The sequence below is a fragment of the Ruegeria sp. BG7 genome (assembly GCF_056535685.1).
On the sequence record NZ_JBQFIU010000001.1, the window covers coordinates 682,674 to 704,383 of the forward strand.

The 21,710-nt window shown below is 51.7% G+C and carries 20 protein-coding genes; 8 read left to right on the plus strand and 12 right to left on the minus strand.

The genetic code is table 11. The features are described from left to right. Nucleotides 1–11 precede the first annotated feature (11 nt). Nucleotides 12–1,391 (plus strand): aminotransferase, encoded by a 1,380-nt coding sequence (locus ACR3EH_RS03360; RefSeq protein ID WP_171646727.1) that lies wholly within the window; start codon nt 12–14, stop codon nt 1,389–1,391. Nucleotides 1,392–1,424: 33 nt separating this feature from the next. On the opposite strand, the gene ACR3EH_RS03365 is transcribed toward ACR3EH_RS03360, so the two are convergent. Beyond that, nucleotides 1,425–2,204, minus strand: a complete 780-nt coding sequence (locus ACR3EH_RS03365; protein ID WP_171189123.1) for a class I SAM-dependent methyltransferase — start codon at nt 2,202–2,204, stop codon at nt 1,425–1,427. Between the two features lie 186 nt (nt 2,205–2,390). Between ACR3EH_RS03365 and ACR3EH_RS03370 the strand changes: the two genes are divergently transcribed. Beyond that, nucleotides 2,391–4,850 (plus strand): GcvT family protein, encoded by a 2,460-nt coding sequence (locus ACR3EH_RS03370; protein ID WP_171646725.1) that lies wholly within the window; start codon nt 2,391–2,393, stop codon nt 4,848–4,850. A 22-nt stretch (nt 4,851–4,872) separates the two neighbouring features. On the opposite strand, the gene ACR3EH_RS03375 is transcribed toward ACR3EH_RS03370, so the two are convergent. The 5 genes from ACR3EH_RS03375 to ACR3EH_RS03395 form a co-directional block, all read right to left on the minus strand. Beyond that, the gene (locus ACR3EH_RS03375; protein WP_171189119.1) at nt 4,873–5,505 is read right to left on the minus strand and encodes a TetR/AcrR family transcriptional regulator; all 633 of its coding nucleotides are present in this window, start codon (nt 5,503–5,505) and stop codon (nt 4,873–4,875) included. Between the two features lies 1 nt (nt 5,506). Continuing rightward, a complete protein-coding gene (locus ACR3EH_RS03380; protein WP_171189117.1) occupies nt 5,507–6,349 on the minus strand; it encodes an ABC transporter permease subunit in 843 nt (280 codons plus the stop codon). Continuing rightward, nucleotides 6,350–7,243, minus strand: coding sequence for an ABC transporter permease subunit (locus ACR3EH_RS03385; RefSeq protein WP_216599185.1), 894 nt, complete (start codon nt 7,241–7,243; stop codon nt 6,350–6,352). It lies immediately after the preceding gene. A 65-nt stretch (nt 7,244–7,308) separates the two neighbouring features. Next, entirely contained in the window at nt 7,309–8,451 is a 1,143-nt protein-coding gene (locus ACR3EH_RS03390; RefSeq protein WP_170352663.1) for an ABC transporter ATP-binding protein, read from the minus strand. 88 nt (nt 8,452–8,539) lie between these two features. Beyond that, complete coding sequence (locus ACR3EH_RS03395) at nt 8,540–9,649, minus strand: extracellular solute-binding protein (protein ID WP_170352662.1); 1,110 nt, start codon at nt 9,647–9,649, stop codon at nt 8,540–8,542. A gap of 466 nt (nt 9,650–10,115) precedes the next feature. Here ACR3EH_RS03395 and ACR3EH_RS03400 point away from each other — a divergent pair, with 466 nt between their 5' ends. From ACR3EH_RS03400 to ACR3EH_RS03415, 4 genes are all read left to right on the plus strand, one after another. Next, nucleotides 10,116–11,321 (plus strand): aromatic ring-hydroxylating oxygenase subunit alpha, encoded by a 1,206-nt coding sequence (locus tag ACR3EH_RS03400; RefSeq protein ID WP_170352661.1) that lies wholly within the window; start codon nt 10,116–10,118, stop codon nt 11,319–11,321. Next, nucleotides 11,318–11,581, plus strand: coding sequence for a hypothetical protein (locus ACR3EH_RS03405; RefSeq protein ID WP_256367988.1), 264 nt, complete (start codon nt 11,318–11,320; stop codon nt 11,579–11,581). The genes ACR3EH_RS03400 and ACR3EH_RS03405 overlap by 4 nt, the downstream gene beginning before the upstream one ends. A gap of 127 nt (nt 11,582–11,708) precedes the next feature. Further along, entirely contained in the window at nt 11,709–12,974 is a 1,266-nt protein-coding gene (locus ACR3EH_RS03410) for a flavin monoamine oxidase family protein (RefSeq protein WP_170463992.1), read from the plus strand. Nucleotides 12,975–13,399: 425 nt separating this feature from the next. After that, nucleotides 13,400–13,945: a YdeI/OmpD-associated family protein gene (locus tag ACR3EH_RS03415; protein ID WP_171189115.1), complete on the plus strand. Its 546-nt coding sequence runs from the start codon at nt 13,400–13,402 to the stop codon at nt 13,943–13,945. A gap of 253 nt (nt 13,946–14,198) precedes the next feature. On the opposite strand, the gene ACR3EH_RS03420 is transcribed toward ACR3EH_RS03415, so the two are convergent. The 3 genes from ACR3EH_RS03420 to ACR3EH_RS03430 all read right to left on the minus strand — a co-directional run bounded on the left by ACR3EH_RS03420 (nt 14,199) and on the right by ACR3EH_RS03430 (nt 16,604). Next, nucleotides 14,199–14,945 carry an amino acid ABC transporter substrate-binding protein gene (locus ACR3EH_RS03420; protein ID WP_371732107.1) on the minus strand — a complete coding sequence of 249 codons (747 nt, stop codon included), beginning with the start codon at nt 14,943–14,945 and terminating at the stop codon, nt 14,199–14,201. Between the two features lie 398 nt (nt 14,946–15,343). Beyond that, complete coding sequence (locus ACR3EH_RS03425) at nt 15,344–15,748, minus strand: DUF4345 domain-containing protein (protein ID WP_171241275.1); 405 nt, start codon at nt 15,746–15,748, stop codon at nt 15,344–15,346. Between the two features lie 28 nt (nt 15,749–15,776). After that, nucleotides 15,777–16,604 (minus strand): NmrA family NAD(P)-binding protein, encoded by an 828-nt coding sequence (locus ACR3EH_RS03430; protein ID WP_171189105.1) that lies wholly within the window; start codon nt 16,602–16,604, stop codon nt 15,777–15,779. 137 nt (nt 16,605–16,741) lie between these two features. Between ACR3EH_RS03430 and ACR3EH_RS03435 the strand changes: the two genes are divergently transcribed. After that, nucleotides 16,742–17,749 (plus strand): AraC family transcriptional regulator, encoded by a 1,008-nt coding sequence (locus ACR3EH_RS03435; RefSeq protein WP_171091917.1) that lies wholly within the window; start codon nt 16,742–16,744, stop codon nt 17,747–17,749. On the opposite strand, the gene ACR3EH_RS03440 is transcribed toward ACR3EH_RS03435, so the two are convergent. Continuing rightward, complete coding sequence (locus tag ACR3EH_RS03440; RefSeq protein WP_171675599.1) at nt 17,716–18,189, minus strand: GNAT family N-acetyltransferase; 474 nt, start codon at nt 18,187–18,189, stop codon at nt 17,716–17,718. The genes ACR3EH_RS03435 and ACR3EH_RS03440 overlap by 34 nt on opposite strands. A gap of 66 nt (nt 18,190–18,255) precedes the next feature. Further along, a complete protein-coding gene (locus tag ACR3EH_RS03445) occupies nt 18,256–18,903 on the minus strand; it encodes a class I SAM-dependent methyltransferase (RefSeq protein ID WP_171189103.1) in 648 nt (215 codons plus the stop codon). Between the two features lie 96 nt (nt 18,904–18,999). Between ACR3EH_RS03445 and ACR3EH_RS03450 the strand changes: the two genes are divergently transcribed. Next, nucleotides 19,000–19,827 carry a LysR family transcriptional regulator gene (locus ACR3EH_RS03450; RefSeq protein ID WP_171675446.1) on the plus strand — a complete coding sequence of 276 codons (828 nt, stop codon included), beginning with the start codon at nt 19,000–19,002 and terminating at the stop codon, nt 19,825–19,827. A 764-nt stretch (nt 19,828–20,591) separates the two neighbouring features. On the opposite strand, the gene ACR3EH_RS03455 is transcribed toward ACR3EH_RS03450, so the two are convergent. Continuing rightward, nucleotides 20,592–21,485, minus strand: coding sequence for an NAD(P)-dependent oxidoreductase (locus ACR3EH_RS03455; protein ID WP_171119805.1), 894 nt, complete (start codon nt 21,483–21,485; stop codon nt 20,592–20,594). Between the last annotated feature and the right edge of the window lie 225 nt (nt 21,486–21,710).

The window sequence follows — 21,710 nt, forward strand, 5'->3', positions numbered from 1 at the left end:
GAGAAGCAGACGTGAACACCCTGGATAATACACCAACCGACGGCGACCTTGTCGCTTGGGATCGCGACCATCACCTACATCCTTGGGCCGGAACCGACGGCTTTGGGTCCGACGAGTACATGCGGGTAAATACAGCGGATGGTATCTACCTCTGGGATGCTGCCGGGAAGCGATATATTGATGGCCCTGGCGGAATGTGGTGCACACAGATCGGATACGGGCGTCAAGAGATGGCCGATACCATTTCCCAACAGGTTATGAAGATGCCCTATGCGTCGCCGTGGTCGTTTACGACCGAACCCGCGGCCGTTCTGGCGCGAATGATCGCGGAACGTACACCAGGCGATCTGAACACGGTGCACTTCACGACCGGTGGGTCTACCGCCGTTGACACCGCACTGAGGACCGCACTTTTCATGAACAAACGGCTTGGCCGACCGGAGAAGAGGATCGTGATCGGCCGGGAAAAAGGCTACCACGGATCAACCTTTCTCGCCGCGACTGTCACTGGAAAAGAACGTTTCGAAACAAGCTTTGAAAAAGCTCAGGATCTGGTGCGTTTTCTGCCCGACGTGAACCCCTACCACCGGCCAGAAGGCATAACAGTTGATGCATGGTGCGACGCCAAAGTTGCTGACCTTGAGAGCCTGATTGCTGACGTAGGCGCCGACCGTGTTGCCGCCTTTATCGCGGAACCGATCCTGTGTTCCGGTGGCGTGATCGTTCCACCTCCGGGTTATCACAAGCGCACGCTCGAAATTTGCCGGGCAAACGACATTCTGTACATTTCGGATGAAGTCGTAACCGGCTTTGGTAGGTTGGGACACTGGTTCGCCTCAGAAGACGTCTTTGGCATCGTCCCTGACATTATTACCTGCGCAAAAGGTTTAACCTCGGGCTATCTGCCGTTAGGTGCCTGCATAATCTCGGACGCAGTAATGAAACGCATTTCAGACGCACCGGGCGACGATGTTTTCTACAACGGCTACACATACTCCGGGCACCCTGTGAGCTGCGCGGCTGCCATTAAGAATATTGAAATCATGGAGCACGAGGACATTCTAGGACACGTTCAACGCGTCACACCGCATTTCCAGGACCGCCTAAATCAAATAAAGGAGAAGTTTCCGATAGTTGGGGATGTGCGCGGTGACGGGCTCCTCGGGTGCATAGAATGTCGCCCTGGACTGAACGTCGAGAGTTACGAAGCGCATGTGAAGTTTGGACAGAAACTGGACGATGCGTGCGAGGAGATGGGACTCCTCTTGCGACCATTTGGAAACATGGCCGTGTTCTCGCCCCCTCTGATCATAACTCCGTCGCAGATAGACGAAATGTTCGACATCATGGAAGCTGGTATGGCGCAGGTCAGCAAGGACTACGACGCATAACGGTCATCGCGTCCATTTAAAGTTCCAGTCAGATCAGGCAGGTTTCCGACCACGGATGTGATGAGGGCAATGCTCTCCGGTTTTCAACACTGGCTGCATAGCGTCCCAGATCTCGATCTGATGTTCAATAAACTCCGCACCATGACGAGCTTCCCAGTCGGCTCGGTTTGGCCCGGTCAATTCCTCCAGCTCATCAGCTGATACCTGAGCATACCAAGCGTTGCGGTTGACTAACTCTACGTCTTCAAAGCCAGCCAGCTCCATAGCAGCTCGGTACTTTGAGGGCGACGCCATCTGAAACTCTAAGGCTTCCATCTTTACGTAGTGCGCCATTTCCGGTGACATCTCACCATCATGATTGGTCAGCCAGTCAGAAGCAGCGAAATAACCGCCTGGTTTGAGCACACGATAAGCTTCCGCAGCCATCGCTACTTTGTCGGGGATATGGATGATCGAGTCCTTCGAAAACACTACGTCAAAAATACCATCTTCGAATGGCATTGGACCTGGAGTGACCTGTATGATATCGACCTTTCTCTCCAGATCCGCCTGCCCAACTCGCTCTTTCGCAGCCGCGCAAACCGGGGCCTCTACATCAATCCCCGTAACTCTAGCGGCGCCGAACTCCCTTGCCATCAACACTGCGATCGCCCCAGATCCGCATCCTATATCAAGGATATGCTTATCTTTCAGATCAACCCCTTCAACAACACGAGCAACTTCTTCAGGGCCTCCCGGTGAAAGAAATCCCTCCCCCCAAAGCTCCTCCAGAAAGCTGATTGCCTGTTGATCATATAGGATTTCGTCTGACATAGGATTCCCCCGCATCTGATTGTCAGTCAGTCACTGTAGTGAAACCTTTTCTCTCATCTCAGACAAGCTTTATCGCGAAATCGCAGGTCAAAGATTCAGCTTTAATTGAATGATCATTCAGTCAGTAGACATCAAGTGATTTGACTGGTATTCGGAGAAAAGAACGCCTAGAAGGATTTTCTCGCAATGGCTGACACCCTACCGACGCATGCCCAAACCGTGATTATTGGTGGGGGGTCGATCGGCGCGAACACGGCCTATCACTTGACTAAGCTCGGCCATTCCGATGTTGTCGTTCTGGAACAGGGACAACTGACATCAGGGACCACTTGGCATGCCGCAGGCCTGATCGTAGCCGGCCTCCTTAAATCCGAAGCTGAGTGCGCTATCTACACGCACGGTCGAGACCTTTATGCGAACCTAGAGAAGGAAACCGGTATATCCACAGGTTTCCGCGACGTTGGATATCTGCAGATTGCAACCAATGACGAACGCCTGCATGAGATGCGCCGCGTCGCCGCCTTCATGCGGCGTTTCGGGATAAACAACCACGAAGTTTCGGTAAAAGAAGCGCAGGATATGTTCCCCATTGGGGACCTCTCAGACGTCGTTGGAGCATTCCTAATTCCCGAGGACGGTCGGGCCAACCCAGTGGACGTGACAATGTCCCTGACCAAGGGAGCCAGAAACAGAGGTGCGCGTTTCTACGAAGGCGTGCGGGTCGAAGAGATTTTGGCCAGAAACGGCACCGCTACGGGGGTCCGGACCGCAAGTGGTCACACCATAACAGCAGAGAACATTGTGATTTGCGGTGGCATGTGGTCCCGCCAACTGGGGGCTAAACATGGTGTTAATCTGCCCCTCCAGGCGGCTGAACATTACTATCTGATAACGGAAAGTATCCCAGGACTGCCACGCGACCTACCTGTTCTCGAAGACCCTTCCACATACACGTATTACCGTGAAGAAGTCGGCGGGATGATGTTGGGGCTTTTTGAACCAGGCGCTGCGGCTTGGAAGGTCGATGGTATCCCGGATGAATGGCAATTTGGAGAGATCGAGCCAGATTGGGAACGTGTTGGGCCCGACTTAGAGAAAGCCTATTCGCGCGTACCTGACACGATGAGCTACGGCGTTAAGAAACTGTTCTGCGGACCAGAAAGCTTTACGCCTGATCTTGCACCACTTGTTGGCCCAACGCCCGAACTGCGCAATCTTTGGGTTGCATGTGGGATGAACTCACTTGGCATCCTGAACGGTGCAGGCACAGGAATGGTGCTGGCCCATTGGATGGTGGACGGGTTGCCGCCAATCGATGTCACCGGTATCAACGTCAACCGTTTCTCCCGTGAAATGGCAACACCGGCCTTTCGACGCGACAGGACACCTGAGTTGCTCGGAAAGTTATTTGGCCAGCACTACCACAATGAGAACTACAAAACGGCCAGGAACGTTAAGCGTTCAGTGCTCTATGACCGTCTCATAGAGGCCGGAGCCTTTTTTGGCGAAGGAAATGGTTGGGAACAACCTGATTGGTTTGCTCCGACGTCCGAACAAGCCAAGGTCGAGAAATACAGTTGGTATCGTCAAAACTGGTTTGAATGGCACGCTGAAGAACACCGGGCAGCACGCGAGGATGTCATCGTAATGGACATGACATCAATGGCGTGTTTCAGCGTCGAAGGACCAGACGCCTGCGCCCTCCTCTCTCGCCTCTCTTGCAATGAAGTTGATGTTGATCCCGGCCGTGTCGTCTATACAGCCTGGGTAAATGAACGAGGTGGATTTGAGGCTGACCTTACAGTTACCCGACTATCCGATCATAAATTCTGGGTCATCGTGGGTGAAAACTCGGCGGGTCATACCGAGATGCGCATGCGACGGCACATCTTGGACGGTGAAAACGTTGTTATCACAGACATCACTTCAGGACGCTGCCAGATCAACGTTCACGGTCCAAAGTCACGCGAACTTTTGAGCAGAATATCTGGTGCTGATTTGTCCGACGAAGGCTTTCCCTTCATGACTGCTCGAGAAATCGACATCGGTTACGCCATAGTTATGGCCTATCGCGTGACCTTTATCGGCGAGCTCGGCTGGGAACTTCACGTGCCCGCCACTCAGGCAGTACAGACCTACGACCTGCTTATGGATGCAGGTCTTGATTTGGGCGTTCGCAATGCCGGAATGCAAACCCTTAACTCCCTGCGGCTAGAGAAAGCTTATCGTGATTTCGGAATCGATGTGGACAACACAGACAACCCGATCGAAGCCGGGCTTGGGTTTGCCGTAAAACTGGACAAACCCGGTGGTTTCATCGGTAAGGAAGCACTCGCCGCGATCAAGGCGAAAGGCACGCCCAATAACCGGATGTTGCAGTTCCTGCTAAAAGACCCAGAGCCTCTGATGTATGGCAACGAGATGATTTATCTAAACGGCAAGGAAGTCGGATATATTCAAGTTGGCGGATATGGGCACACGCTCGGCGCTGCTGTCGGCATTGGTTTTGCAGAGATTGACGAGCCGTTGACTGCAGACTTAATCGCATCGGGGCAGTGGCAGATCGAAATCGCAGACGAGAAGTACGATGCGACCGCCTCGTTAAAACCGCTCTATGACCCCGGAATGCACAAGATAAGGTGCTGAAGCCCCCGTCCGTTGTTTTCCCTTAGACCGGAAAGTGTTTTGGGAAAAACCGCGACAGCGAAAGCATGCAAACATCCCTGAATTCCCGACGATCGGCCACTTTGGGGTACAACATCAAGCTGAGCCAGGCCCCATCTGACATCGCCTCTACTGCTCGGGCTGTTTTTTCTGGATCAAGATCGTCGTAACCGCCGTCGGTGATCAATTCACCACACAGTTGCAGAATTCGGTCGTATCTTTCGTTGTCATATTTGTTATGTATTTTCAAATAATTAGGACGATACTTCGCTTGACCCCAGAAAGCAAACCAGACAGCCAAGCGCTTGTGTGTGCAGATGCTTTTGTCAAAATCCGCTCGAATGATGGCAGCCAGCCTATGTGCGGCTGTAGGTTCCGCGGCGTCGTAAGACTTTAGCCAATTCTCATAGTGTTCTTGCGCAAGGAAACCTAGCGTTGCGTCATACAGCGCTTCCTTACTGTCGAAGTGATAATTCACCACGCCATGGGACAGATTGGCTGTTTCTGTCACGTGTTTAAGCGTCGTGTCAGAAAACCCGCGTTTCGAAATCGAGTCTATGGCGGCCATGATCAACTGCAAGCGACGAACTTCAGGAGGTTCGGTGCGTCGTTTTTTCTGAAGCTCATGCGTCTCCAATTTAACTCTCCTCTCGCTCAGCCATTTGCCTGTCCAGCAGATCCGCTCTTTGTTGCCGGAACATAATTACCGCTGCAATAGCAACACAAATCGCAATTACAAGAATCATGATAGTCGCTAGCGCGTTAATGTCCGGCCTGAGGCCCAGTCGAATGCGCGAAAAGATCAAAATTGGCAAGGTATTTGCGCCGGGACCAGTAACAAAACTCGCTATGACCAAATCATCGAGAGACAGCGTGAAGGCCAGCAACCATCCCGAAATTAGAGCCGGCGTCAGCTGTGGGATCGTAATAGCTGTTAGAACTTTGAACGGTTTTGCACCAAGATCAGCGGCCGCTTCTTCCAGTGTTTGCCCCACACCGGTTAAGCGTGCCTGAATTGTCACCGCCACATAGGCCATTGAAAAGGTAATATGCGCGATCGTAATCGTCGCAAAACCGCGCTCAGCGGGCCATCCGATCAGCTGGTTCAGCGAGATGAAGAAAACCAGCAAGGACAATCCGGTTATCACCTCGGGCATCACCAAAGGCGCGACCAACATGCCACCGAACAAAGTCCGCCCCTTGAACCGTCCAAAGCGCACCATAGCCAGACCTGCCAAGGTCCCAAGCGCCGTGGCAAAAGTAGCGTTGACAACGGCAATTTGAAGACTGAGTGAAACAGCACTCCAGACTTCGGCAGATTGAAAAAGCTCCTTGTACCAGCGCAACGACCATCCACCCCATACCGGTACCAGCTTTGAGTAGTTGAATGAGTAAATAACCAACAGGATCATTGGGATGTAAAAGAATGCCAGTCCCAAGGTCAGCATGATGGTTAAGAAACGGGAGCGTTTGGCGTACATCTATTGCTCCTCCGCTGCTTTGCCTTGGTAGTGCTGGAAAACCATGATTGGCAGCACCAGTATGAACAGCAGAACAATCGCAACTGCGGCGGCCACTGGCCAATCGCTGTTTCTAGAGAACTCATTGTAGAGAACCCGCCCAATCATCTGCACGTTGCCGCCACCTAACAGATCGGGGATAACGTACTCGCCGGTCGCAGGGATAAAGACCAGCAGTGAACCAGCGACAATTCCAGGCATCGTTAGGGGCAATGTGATTTTGAAGAAAGTGTTCGTTGGTTTGGAACCAAGGTCGGCGGCCGCCTCGTTCAGGCTGTTGTCCAGCTTCTCCATATTCGCGTACAGCGGCAGGATCATGAACGGCATATAGGTGTAGACGATCCCGATATAGACGGCGAATTCCGTGTAAAGCATGCGGATCGGCTCATCGATCACCCCCAGCGCTATCAGAAGGTTGTTGATCGTGCCTTGATCCGCAAGCAGGCCCATCCACGAATAGACCCGCAACAAGAAAGACGTCCAAAACGGAAGAATGATTGCAAACAACAAGAGCGGCTTCGCAACCGGCCCCGATCGTACAATTGCATAGGCAATAGGGTAGCCAAACAAGAGGCACAAGAACGTACACGTTACTGAAATCTTGAGTGAATTTACGTAAGTGTCAAAGTACAGGCTGTCTTCCCAGATGTAGACAAAATTGTCGAAGACCAGGCGGATTGTCATGATCCCGTCACCTGTCCATTCAATTAAACTTGTGAATGGCGGGCTCGCAATCGCCAGTTCAGCTAAGCTTATCTTGGCGACAATGAAGAACGGTGCCAGAAAGAATACAAGCAACCAGAAGAACGGTATGACGGTGACGATCTGACGCCATCTGCTATGGATACGCCGCATCACTAAACGGATCATGGGTTGTCGTTCAACCTGCGGCGGTTCGAACATATCCTCGGTGAAATCCGTCATGAGTGGAGCAACATGGCGCTAGACGGATCCCAGCTGATATTTACCTTGTCTTCCCAGGTTAATCGCTGCGCAGCATGCGTCGGACGTGACTGGTTGGGCTGAGTGACGTCGAAGATTTCGCCATTGGGAAGCCTTACCTTGTAGATCGATGTCTCTCCCAAATACCCAACATCGTCGATAACGGCCGCTGTCTGGTTCGCGCCCTCAGCAATTGTATCAGATTTCTCAAGTCGAATTTTCTCGGGCCTCAGCGCAACCCAAATCTTGCTGCCAGCCTTAACAGAATGACCGTGATCAATATAAACTTCGCAGAACTCGGTTTCGACCCGAACATGGTCGACCCCATCCTCGGTCACCCTGCCCTCAAAAATATTTGCTGATCCGATAAAGTCAGCCACAAAGCGGGATTCTGGAAACTCGTAGATCTCTGTCGGAGTTCCAATCTGTTTGAAGCGACCCGCGTCCATAACGGCCATTCGCGAAGACAGGGTCATTGCTTCTTCCTGATCGTGAGTCACGACGATGAACGTGACGCCGACCTTGTCCTGAATGTTGGCAAGCTCAAACTGCGTTTGCTTACGCAGTTTTTTGTCCAGAGCAGCCAAAGGTTCATCCAGGAGCAGCAACTTGGGACGTTTGACCAAGGCCCGCGCCAATGCAACACGCTGGCGTTGCCCACCGGACAATTGTTTAGGTTTTCTCTTTTTGAAATCTTCCAACTCAACAAGCTTGAGGATGTCGTGAACTCTGTCCGCAATGTCTAGCTTGGGGACATGGTCTTGCTCCAACCCGAAAGCCACGTTTTTTTCGACGGTCATATGCGGAAACAGCGCATAGCTTTGGAACATCATATTGGTCGGACGTTCGTAAGCTGGCACATCGGCCATATCGACTCCGTCGATAGTGATTGTACCACTGTTCAAATCCTCAAACCCAGCAAGCATTCGAAGTAGTGTCGACTTTCCACATCCAGATCCGCCTAAAAGGCAGAATAACTCTCCTTTGTAGATATCCAGATCAACGTTATCGACAGCAGTCACTGCACCGTATTTTTTGGTTACGCCTCTGATTTTGACCAGAGGTTCCTGTTCTTTTTGATCGAGCCATGGTTCTGGGCTGACAGCCGTGGAAACAGTCAATTTGGGCCTCTTAGTCTGCCAGTCGGGATCTGGGGATGCAGTAGCGAACCGGTCTGGTCCGCTACTTCATTTGCCGGTGTGAGTGGATTTAGTTTCCGGCCTTAAAGTCAGTCCAGGTACGTGTCTGCAAGCGCTCGACCTTGGGAGGAAGAACGGCAGTCGTGTACATCTTGGCAACCTGATCCGATGTTGGGAACGCGGCTGGGCTGGAGGTTACAGCCTCATCAACCATGGGCTTGGCCGTCAGGTTGGCGGTCGCATACCAGGTGAAGTTACTATCATTGGCCGCAACCTCGGGGCGCATCATATAGTTCAGGAAAAGATGAGCGTCTTCTTTGTTCGCGGCGTCTTCCGGGATTAGCCAACCATCAATCCACAGCTGCGCTGTACGATCACCTTCGGGCAGGAAGAAGTCTAGCACTACACCAGTGTCGGCTTCCGCTGCGCCAGACATGGCAAGGAGACCGTCAGGGCCCCATGTGGTTGAGACACAGAACTCTTTCTGAGGCATCCGTTGATAAGCATAGTTATCGAAGGTTTTGATGTATGGCCTGATTTCCGCCAACATCTCCCCAACCTTCTCATAGTCTTCCTTGTTTGTGGAGTTCGCATCCAGGCCCATATGCGCTAAAGCCATCGGAATGATGTCGCCCGGGGAATCCAGGAATGAAACTCCACACTTGGACAGCTCTTTCATGTGAACAGGATCGAAAACCATATCCATCGAGCCTATGGGGGCATCTGGATACGTCTCTTTCACCAATTCTTCGTTGTATGTGACGCCGTGCGTTCCCCACATATAAGGAATGAAGTGTTGGTTGCCTGGATCCCATTCACTTGACAACTGCTCCATGATTGCCGGGTCGATGTGCTTGATATTGTCCAGCTTCGACATATCCAACGGCGCAACAATTCCCGCCTTAATCAGACGAGCCGTATCACTGCCGGCATGACTAACCACATCATATCCGCTGTTTCCCGCGAGTAGCTTGGCATCAATTGCTTCGGCAGAGTCATACGGATCATAGATCACCTTGATACCGTATTCTTTTTCGAAGTTCTCGATTGTGTCTTCAGCGATGTATTCTCCCCAATTCGTAACCTTCAACACACGCTCTTGCGCGTAAGCCGATCCCGAAACTGCAGTAGTAGTTGCTGCTATAACTGTAATTCCGGCGATTTTCCTGATTGAGTTCATAACTTCGCTTCCTCTCCCTGAGTGGTGGCTGAATTTGTCTTGCCTTGTTTGCTAGTCTGTCTTCTCGAATGATCGCGCCTGCGTTGCCGGCGCGATCACCAAGCACCCCATTCCCCCAAGTCGCTATGTTTTTATCTGACTGGTCATTCAGAACGGTAGTCCGCTGAAATCTGCACTGTCAAGCTTGGCTGAATGAATTTTGATCATATCTTTACGTATCACTGGTTTTGCACCTGATTTGAGCAGGTAAATCGAAAACCATCGACCAAGGAAACCTCACAGGCGTGACTAGCGGCACATTTCTGAATGATCATTCAGTCAGAAAAAGTTGACGAGCAAGTCAATTTAAGCGACACCTACGCTCAGTCGAAGAGTGGCGGATCCAGCAAGGCCAAATTTTCACTCCTGGATACTGTCCCCATCTGAGACCCAAACTGACCAAACCAAAACTATGCGGGTTGTTCCGATGCGCGACGAAGTAAGAAACACAGAAATTCCTACCAATTGGGACCGTCGCGGGTTGCCCGGTTGGTGCTATCACAGCAATGCCCTTCTTGAACTTGAGAAGAGCGAACTTTTCAAAACGCATTGGCAAATCGCGTGCCATGTTTCGGATGTTCCGGAACCCGGTAATTTTCTATGTTTTGACATGTGCGGTGAGCGCGCCCTGATCTTGAAGGACAGCAACTCGGACATCCGCGCGTTTCTAAACGTTTGTCGTCACCGCGGTTCTCGGCTGGTCTCGAAAGAGCAAGGAAAATGTGCAAACGCTCTAGTCTGCCCATTTCACGGCTGGGTTTACAATCTTGATGGAACGCTACGCGGCGCCGCCCGTCCGGAGTCGTTCCCCGATCTAGACAAGCACGAGTTTGGCCTGAAAGAGATTGAAATGGAAATCTGGCAGGGTTTTGTCTTCGTCCGATTCAAACCTGGACCCCAGCCATCAGTAGCCGAACTGCTAGCCCCGATTGAACAGGAAGTCTCTGCCTACAAAATGGCCGAACATGTCCCGACGGACGGAATCTGGACCGAGGAGACTCCTGTAAACTGGAAATCGATCAGAGATGTCGACAACGAAGGGTATCATGTCCCGCTCGCGCACCCTGCCCTTCAGGATCTGTATGGCTCGACCTATTCAGACGAACCATATGTCGATGGTATCTCACGTTCTGACGGAAAATTCACTCCGACAAAGGGCCGGAGGTGGGCCGTTCGCAACTACAAGAAATTCACTAAACCACAGCCTCACCTGCCAGAACACTTGCACAAAACTTGGCTTTACTACGGCATTTTTCCAAATGCGGTCATAGCCGTCACACCTGAGACGACCCTCTTTTATCAAGAGTTTCCGATCACGACGGATAAATCCATTCTACGGAGCGCGACATACCGAAACCCGAACGAAGACCGCCAACAAAGAGCGGCACGCTACCTTGCCGCCCGGATTGATCGAGAGACAGTGGAAGAAGATATTCAGCTCACGATATGGTCCAACGAAGCCATGGCTTCGGAGGCGTTTGAAGGCTTCTATCTTTCTGATCTCGAGTACGGCGTGCGCTCTCATCATGACCATCTCAGGAACATTCTGCCAATCTACAACTCTGAATCAGCGCCTGGAGAAGATGAAGTTGCCGCGTTGAATGATGCGATGTCCGCTGAGCCGAAATCGTGACTAAAGGTATATTCAAAGTGGAGGAAGCAGAAGCTCAAACGCAGTTCCTGGTAACAGCCATCGGAAAACCTGGCTCTGGCGCCACAAGATATGCTGCCGCGATGTATTTTTTTAAGAGCGGCGAGCTTTCTGCCGAGATGCTGGAAATCTACCGAAGATGCAGCAAGCTTGACACGGAAGATCCGCTCGATCTGGCTGGATACGAGGGCGTTTCAATTCCAGAATTCGTTTGCAATCTAAACTCAAGAACCAATCAATGACTGCTTCCGCGCAAACGACAAAATCCTTGGATAACTCAAATCCTTGTAAATTCTCAAAATGTAAGGAAAGCGCAAACCCACTCCGAAAACCATCTCTCATGCCAATCTCATTTCTGGAGCGAAAGCATTGAAAGTTCACGACTTTGACGTCGTTGTCGTTGGCGCCGGAGCAGCAGGAATTGCAGCTACTCACGCTCTCAAATCCGCGGGACTCTCAGTAGTCTGCATCGAGGCATCCAACCGCGTCGGGGGGCGCACACACACGGACACGGAAATCTTTGGCGTCCCGTTCGACATGGGTGCGCACTGGATGCACACCGAACATGCAAACGCTCTGAAAGCTCCAGGTCTCGCACTCGGCCTTGATCTCTATGCAGCCCCAGACAACGCGGTGACATATGGCTTGGAGGATGACGCTGTTCTGTGGGACGAAGTCGACGAGCTTCATAGCGCGATCACTGAAGCGGCGCGCATCGATGCAGAAATTGAAGCAAGTACCGGAATTCCAACAGACCGGTCCTTGGCAGACATTTGGCAGAACAAAGGGCATTGGTCGTTCACGGCAGCGATGACATTTGCCTTGTCGATTGCCAGAGATTTGCCGGATACATCTCTGCGAGACATCAGTGCCTGGGAGGGCGGAGACGATTGGTTTTGTCGCGAAGGCTTCGGACACCTAATTGCATGCACTGCAAAGGGGCTGCCAATTAAATTGGCCACTCCGGTCACAGAAATAAAATCTCTCACTGAAGGGGTGCAGATAACTACGGCCACTGGCAAGATCAAAGCTCGAACCGTAATTGTTACAGTTTCCGTCGGCGTCCTAGCCGAAGACATCATCCACTTTGATCCCCCGCTAGAATCCGACCGACGCTCAGCGCTCGAGCTCATCACTATGGGAGACTACAATCACGCTGGCCTCCTTTTCCGCTCCGGAGCTTTGCCAGTGCAACCCGATACTTGGTTGACGTACCACTTAGAACCCGACGCCAACGGGGTAGCCCGCGGAGGCGGTTTTCTTTGCAACATCTCAAACACCGGCCTTACCAGCTTTGAAAGTTCTGGAAGCTTTTCCAGACTTTTGCAGGACGCGGGGCCTGAAAGCGCCATAGAGCACGCGCTCGAAACATTGGTTGGCTTTTTCGGCACAACAGTCAGAAAAGCCTTCATCAAAGGCCACGCTACCGCTTGGCGAAATGAACCCTATGTGCGTGGTTCTTACGCTGGAGCCAAGCCGGGAGGCCACAACAAACGCGCTGTCTTACGCCAGTCTCATGCTGAGCGGGTGCACTTCGCCGGTGAAGCTACACATCCTAACCAACAATGCTCGGTCAGCGGAGCCCACCTAGAAGGATTAAGGGCCGCGGAAGATGTGTTGGCGCAGCTACGCTGAACACCTGGCGATCAACTTGCTCCAGCAAGTGGAACAGTCTTAGAATTTCGAATGAACCTTTGACTATAAGTCACAAGGCCAAGTTCATCTTTCGCATGCTCCGCGACCAGTTCAGGGTAAGCTATCCGGTCACAGAAAGATGATAAGAAATTGAAAGTTTTGAAGAACAAAAGCTGACCATGTTTCAGCGGGGTGGCTCGATGGGGACCAGATACTCTCTGTCTTGAGCAGTTTTCCTGGATGTCCGCTAAAGAACGGAACCAGACTTTGTGTCGTAAAACGACTATGTCTGCTGTGCGGACTACACGGTCGTTCGGATTGCGGGTGTTGTAGTGCGCTCCACGCAGTTTCAATTGGTTCTCAAGCACCACTAATAGCCAAATGCCGGTCAGTGACTTTTGGAGTGTGGTGCCTACCTTAGAGTTATGGAGCTGCTTGAAATCACATCTTCAGACCAATTGTGGTCTTGGTTTGCGGAGAACCATGCGGCGAGCAAAAGCGTCCGACTTGTCACTTGGAAGGCGGCGTATACCGACAGGTACGTAAGCCAAGAAGAGGTTCTAGACGCGCTCATTGCTCACGGATGGATAGACGGTCGTAGATTTGTTGTGGACGACGCCCGAACAGCGCAACTGATTGCGCCACGCAAACAACAAGCTTGGTCAAAGACTTACAAAGATCGCGTTGAGCGTCTACGAAATGCGGGCCGCATGCATCCAGCCGGCGAAGCGGCGGTTTCTGAAAGCCGCAAGTCGGGACTTTGGAACTTTTTTGACGATGTTGACGCGCTCTTCGTGCCCGAGGATTTATCGGCCATTTTAGACCACGAGAAGTGGAAAGAACTCGCCCCATCGTATAGGCGGAACGTTTTGAGATGGATCAAACTTGCGAAGAAGCCCACTACACGACGTAAAAGGTTAACCGCGGCCGCCGATGCAACTCGTCTGAATAAGAAGCTTCCACAAATGTAAACTTGGTCGGTAAATGTTCCATTTGCTTCTGGTCAATGTTGGCATGAAAACACTGATTCAACCGGGAAGTCAGCGAACCAAATGACAGTTTCGAAAGGGGAAGTCTTACGCCCTCTATGCAAAAGAACGACTTTGCGCTCCGGCGTCGATGCGGCGCTTGGTGGAAGTCTCCTGAACGACCGCTATCCGAGCCAACAAGTCTCAATCGCTCAGGGCAATAGACACGCAACAAAACTGTTTGATGCAATGCGTCTCAAGGATTGGTAGGGGCGATAACGTAGAGAGCTTTCAATGCTTCGCTGGGCTCGATCCCTGGCAAAGCAATGCGAAAGATCTCCTCCATTTTGCCTTGAGCATACATTTCTGACAAAATGCGGTCCACAAGCAATCGAAAGTCATAGTCTCCTTTCGGTATTGCTAACCCTTGCTTTTCTATCGTCAGTATTTCTTGGGACAACTTAAATTTACCCTTTAGTCCGGCAGCAATGTAGTTGACCAACAAAATCGACTGATCTGCAAAATAGGCATCGATTTCGCCGTCTCGTAACGCCTTGATACCATCAGGGAGTGAAGCGAACCGCACCATATTTGCTTCTTTACCTGCCGCTTCAAAGGAATTGAGAACGGATGCCTCTGTCGTTGTGCTGCTTCTCATGCCAACCTTCTTCCCCACCAGCGCGCTCATTGTGCCCTCGGCCTCAATTGGTGATAATATGGACGTGCCATCGACATAAATTGGAATTGAGAAATCAACGACTTCGCGACGGGAAAGTGTTATGGTCGCGGCCCCACAAAGCATATCCACCTCGCCGGAGGCGACTTTCTCGAAACGATCCTTGGCGTCCACTGGAATGAACTGGACGTTTAGATCCTGCAATTCCAGTTTCTTCGCAAGATATTGCGCTACTTGGTCGCAAATCAACGGTGACAAGCCAAACGGCCGACCTTGGTCGTTAACGTAAGACAATGGAGCAGCATCTGTTCGAAAGCCAAATCGGATTTCGTTGTTTTTTTAGATTCTGTCAATTGTTTGAGCAACCGCTCCAGTTGCGAAAAGAGCCGTTGCAATAAGTGCAGGAAGCAAGCGCATGGGTTGTCCTTTTTGTCCGGTTTCCATACCATTGGATGCGAAAAAAATCGTTTGCCGAGGTTAAAACACATTGAGGCAAAAAGCAGTTGGATTATTGATGACCAGAGGCGCATGGCGGGGAAGAAACCAAATCCTCGTGCTATAGGTTGCTAACGCAGTTTCTTAAATGCAAAGCCTTATTTGGCCGAGCTCATGTGCGCATGTCTAGGCTCTGGACCGTTTGCAGGTCGGAGCGTCAACGGCCGCTTTGATCCAGAGCAGACACTGGTAGAAAACGCGGCTAGGACCGGGTTGCGGACAAAGCCGTCTCAGGCCGGCGCTGCAGATTTCGCATTTCCACCGACAACCCACAAACACAACACCCCAAGCAAAACCTCTATCGCAAATGCGGCAAGAATGTTTTCGGATGGCCAACCATCGAGGACGAAACTGATTGTCCTGCCCACGGCGAAAGCTGAGAAAACCGTGGCCCCAAGCAAGGCTGAGGCCTGGACTAACTTTTGATAAAATGCTCCGCACAAAATGATCAGGCCAAGTACCGCAAGATTGGCAGCAGGTGCACGCAACTCGCTCATCAGGTTTGGCTGCGGCGAGAGTACGATGCCGTAGTTGGCGTAGAAAGACCGTGGGTCCAGAGTGATGGCCAGACCTATGGCAAATGCCGTTAATCCGGACAGACCCAAGATAAGTCTGCGTTTAAGTTCAAGTTTCATGTTTTTCTCCAATGTCCTTTGGCTTGGCTTAAGCGGCTTTGGTCCACGCGCCAGACATTTCAGCTTTGTTTGCGAAGTCGGCGAAGTCGCGTGGCGCGCGTCCAAGCGCACGCTGGACCCCGTCCGCGAGGTTCGCATTGCGCCCGTCCAGCGTTTCACGCGCGATGTCCGTAATCACATCAGCAATCATCTCGCCATTCGCGTGCGCGATTTCCGCGTGGAAGTCTTCGAATGAAATGGGCAGGTATTGCACAGTCTTGCCCATTGCGCGCGAAAGCTCTGCAGCCATGTCGGCAAACGTCATGAGACGTGGTCCCGTGACTTCGTAAAGTTCGCCGTCGTGTCCTTCTTCTGTCAAAGCAGCTACGGCAACATCGGCGATGTCGTCCACGTCGATGATTGGTTCGCGTACATCGCCGGCGGGCATTGGCAAGACACCTGCCATGACCGGACCAAGCAATGCCCCTTCAGAGAAGTTTTGGGCAAACCATGCTGCACGAACGATAGTGAACGGAACTCCGGAATTGCGTACGACTGCTTCCGCTCGTTGCGCATGAAACTCGCCACGCCCGGTTAGCAGCACAAAACGCCGTAATCCCTTTTCACGAGCCAATGCTGTGAAGGCTTCGACTTGCTCAACCGCACCTGGAAAAGCGATGTCAGGAAAGTAAGAAATATAGGCAGACGAGACGCCTTCCAGGATTGCGGGCCAGGTCTGCGGTTGTTCCCAGTCAAATGGCGTTTCACTGTTCCGCGATGCGCGCCGGACTGTCTGCCCTTTTTCTTCCAGACGTGTCGCGATCCGCGATCCGGTTTTGCCTGTTGCGCCAAGTACAAGAATGGTTTGCTGTGTCATTGGTCATCTCCATGAGTTCAGTTGATGACCCGAAATTAGACAGTCAATTGAGATATTCTATTCTTCAAAATCCATTAATATTATCCAATCGTCCTAAAAGTATAGACGAAGAGCCAAATTTCAGCCAAAGTCGCGACATGAACAAGGTTGAACCACATGTCCCTGACCCAGATGCACTGGCAAAGCCGATCGGCGATCCGCTGGGGGAAATCCTTCATCTTCTGAAACTCACTGGCACATTCTATTGCCAGTCTCGCATGACAGCACCCTGGGGCGTATCGATACCGGGATTTCCCGGTGTACTGAGCTTTGCGGTCATCACACACGGGCGGTGCTTAATGAAGGTCGGTGACGATGACCCGTTCGAGGTCGAAAAAGGCGATCTTGTCTTGATGACCAACGGAGCTCCGGTCGGTTTCTTTAGCTCAGAAGACACGCCGCTTTTAACGCTGGAGGAGTTGCCTATTCGCAAGGTAACCGAGCTTTATGAAACACTGGAATACGGCGGCGGCGGCGCGGAGACGGGCATCATGTACGGCTTGGTCCGAATAGATCACGCCGCCAGTGATATGTTGATGCGCTTGCTTCCAGATGTACTCAAAATCGACCCGTGGGAGGAGGACGCCGGAAGCTGGTTACAGGCAACTTTGCAATTCATCGCAAAAGAGGCGCGGGAATTGAGACCGGGCGGCGAAACCGTGATCACACGACTGGCCGATGTGGTTGTCATTGAGGCCATTCGTCGTTGGTTGAACAGCGCACCCGATGCGGATCGAGGCTGGTTAAAAGCTGCGCGAGACCCGCAGATCGGGCGCACGATAGTCGCAATTCACCGTGCGCCTGCTGCGGCTTGGACAGTCGAGTCACTCGCGGAGGTTGCTGGTATGTCCAGATCCGCTTTCGCGGCGCGGTTTACTGAGTTGGTAGGTGTTCCGGCAATCCAGTATCTTGCAACGTGGCGTATGCACCTGGCCAGAGAAAGGTTGGTGTCCACCGATCAACCTATCTCGCAGATTGCCGCTGACATCGGATACTTGTCAGAGCCTGCGTTCAACAAAGCCTTCAAACGGGTATATGGCGCACCACCGGGAAAAATCAGGAAGAACGGAGTTCACTCCGTATCCAGGCGAAACTTGAGAAACTGAGCATCTTCGTATTCGATCTCGCCTATGTGATTGGCGCCGAGTCTCCGGAGCGCACCCAGATTTTTTCGACTTGGTGGCAACAGAAACGTGACAAAGGGGATACGTTTGTCAGCGATCGCAAAGTCGATTGCCATTTTGGAAATCCGTTTCCCAAGGCCAAAGGCGTCGGGCCGCAAAACCAACCCAAAATCCCACTCGTCATCTTCTTTTTGAAAGCCCCCCCAACCAACATACTGACCGCCTGACAAAAACGCCCAATGTCCAAGACCGTCCCGCGCCCAGTAGCCTTCCTTCTTAGTGATAAACTCTCTTGCGACCTCGATACTCCATTTGAACGTCAAAAGCGGCATATGCTCTGCTACCCGGGGGTCGGACATATGAATCGCAATGTCATTCGGATCGATTTCCGAAAGGCGTGCAAATGAAATCCCATCTTTCATCATTATACTAATTTGATGGCCCGAGCTGTCCCTTGCATGCACATAATTATGGCGCGAATGCTTTTTTTAAGGCTTTCTCGCGACAATGTACCGGCTCAGCAATAACCCGGCTTGATCCGCCGTCTCGACGATATCGAAGCCCGCAAGTTCAACGGCTTGCTGGAGTTCAGCTACGGACACAAAATTTACGAACGGAGCTTTCCCGAGCAACTGCATAATCGGGATCGCTATTCGGCTGATCATGCCATATTTCAACCCTCCACTCTCCGGAGCGCAGACGGTTTTGGAAATGAATACTCCACCGGGTTTTGTAAGGGTCGCAATGTGTTCGAGTGCTTTGCCCAGATCGGGAACAAGGTGCAGCAGATTATGTGCGAGGACAGCGTCGTAAGAACCGTCGTTAGGATCGTGCTGCAGAACCTCGGCCACTTTGAACGTTACATTCTCCAGCTCTTCTTCAGCGAGTTTTTCGTTAGCGATTTCGATCATCCCCGGTGCGAGATCGGAGGCAGTTATTTGAGCCACATCCGGTGCCAGCAACAACGCGGTCGACCCCGTTCCACAGCCGATTTCCAGCACGCTGTCTTCGGCTTTCAGGTAGGACTTTGTACGTTCGAGCGTGTTCAGATACCCTTCCATATTTCGGATAGGATCAGCCGCATATTTGCGCGAAATCTTGCTCCAAAATGCGGCATCTTTGGATAATGTAGCCATATCGTTTCTCTTTTCCTTTGGCGTCACCGCAGCCAATATCTTAAAACGCCAATTTATTAAATTGCCAGATATTGCAGAACTGTTATGCATTAATGCATGAATTGGAAGGCAATCAATTTCGATTGGAACCAGGCTCGGTCTTTTCTTGCAACGGCAGAAGAAGGCTCGTTTTCCGCCGCGGCGCGCGTGCTTGAACAGACCCAGCCAACCGTGGGTCGTCAGGTCGCCGCGCTGGAACAGGCGCTAGGCGTCACCTTGTTTGAAAGGGTTGGCAAGTCGCTTAATCTGACAACAGCCGGTGCTGAGCTTTTGGTGCATGTCAGTGAAATGGCAAATGTCGCGAACAGAATTTCTCTGACCGCAACAAGCCAGTCACAAGCAGTTGAAGGGCAAGTCAGGATCACTGCTTCCGACGTGATGTCAGCCTATCAGCTACCGCCTATTCTCAAACAGATCAGGATCGCGGCACCGCGGCTTGAGATCGACGTTGTCGCAGCAAATGACATACGAGACATACAGCGGCGCGAGGCAGATATCGCAATTCGGCATGTGCGCCCGACACAGCCGGACCTGATTGCAAAGCTCGTGGCAGAAGCGACGGCACATTTTTACGCTGCCCCTTCATACCTCGAACAGGTTGGGCGACCACGAAATGAAGACGAACTTGCTAAGATGGATTTCGTCAGCTTTGGCGATCTTGACACGATGATTGGATTTCTCAATCCGGCTGGCATCGAAGTAACCCGCAAGAATTTTCGGATTGGATCGCAGAGCGGGATAGTGTCATGGGAGCTTGTGCGCCAAGGCTTCGGCATTAGTGTTATGTCAGACGATGTGGCAGCCCTTACACCCGGTGTGGAGCGTGTTCTGCCCGAACGCGAGCCATTCAAATTTCCTATCTGGTTGGCCACACACTCTGAGTAACAAACAGCGCGAAGGATCAGGTTGGTTTTTGATCAGCTTGCAGACCACCTCGGCTCGCGGACAAATTATTGAACGTGAGTTGGTCTGGTGTCGTGAACTGGAGTCTGCTTCGGGCTCAACTTGGTCATCTGAACATTTTTTTCAGATGACAGCTTATGAGCGGAAAGTAGACACATAAGGGTATGGCAGTGCGGGTTAAGGCCTGCCTCTGCCGTCCAAATACTCTTTATCAGGCTCTTTATATCCAGTTCCTTCATGGCTGCACACCCTCACAACAATGATTATGAAGAGTGCCATCAGGATTGCTCTGGCACTTGGGGCTTGGAGCAAATATTTCATTATTCATTTTTATTATTGCGTGAGTGACTTGGCAAAGAAGTCCCGTGCCTTTTCATTCAGCCCGCCAGTTGAGCTCAATTAACTGGCAGCAGGCCGCATTGGGAAGCGGTTCGGAGGAGGTCACTTGATTGGTTTTTGTTCCGAGCGCCAACAGTTCGTGAGCATCCGTGATTTTAGTTATCCGAATTTCAACGTAACAAACGACAACCACTCTGTAAATTTTACGACGTCAGAGTTAGTAGCGCGGTTTTACGAAGGCTTTGATGTTAAGAAGGAAATGACGCAGGATGAAACCTTCTATTCAAACGCCAAAGCAAAAAGACTTCTAAGTTTTGATCCTCAGCATGATTGGTGGGACTACCTGAAATCCTTGTTGCCGCATCTTAAAGAGTTCGCATTAAACTGCGTGTGCAATGCGACCAGAATCAAGCCTTGGATACGCCGTTTCTCGCAGCTACGAAATCCACAAGGTGAGGAACATAGTCGTTCGGTCCGTCACCCCCAGCGGCGAGCGCCATTGCAAAACTGTTTTTTGCGGCGTTTCCGATTGGATTGGACAACCCCACTTCATCTGCCATGGCTTCTAGGTAACGCAAGTCTTTTAGAGCATTGGATAGAGTGAATTTGTGGGACTCTCGATTGCCTTCAACGGCGTACCCCATGAAGGTTTGATAAAACCCGCAATCCATCCTGCTGCCACGAATGACAGAGTCGAATTCCTTGGTGGATATTCCGACTTTTTCGGACAGTGCCAACGCTTCCGAATAAAGCGCCGCGTATCCCAGTGAAAGAAAATTATTCAGAAGCTTCATTTTGTGCCCTGCAGCACATGGGCCGATGTGAACGATGGTCTTTGCCCAAGCTGAGATAACAGGCTTCAACCGCTCAAAAACAACAGGATCAGCGCCGACCATGGTCGCCAGCTCTCCGTTCTGTGCCTGCACGGGTGTCCCGCCCAACGGCGCGTCCGCCATATGGTGACCGGCCTGCGCTAACTTAGTCGCGAGTGCCATAGTGGAATTCGGGTCTGACGTGGAACAATCCACAACGACGCTACCGGCCTGAATGGTTGGCATCATGGCGGCCACGATTGCCTCGACCTGAGGAGAGCCGGGCGCACAAATATGGGTAACTGACGATACTGCCGCAAGCTCCGCGAGGTTTTCCGCCTCCGTCGCGCCCTCAGCGACCAACTCATCAACAGGCCCACGGTTTCGATGAGCAATCACGTTAACTGTGAAGCCGGCTTTTAACAGATTCGAGGCCATACCTTGACCCATCAAGCCAACACCAACAAATCCGATCGTTTCTTCGCTCATCGAGTTCTCCCTTTACCATTCACGGAGAGTCAGTGTGGACTAGTACAGAATGAAAAAGCAATGGCGGCTTAACTTTGCTTCGTGAACCAAGGCGCAGGACGCAGCGAATGAACGTTTCTAGTCCCTTTCGACAGATGCTTCGCTTGATCCAAATGTCTGCATTGGGCTCAAAGCCGTCATCCGACGGCATTAGCGATTAGACCGGTTTGTGGTTGCGAGCGGTCA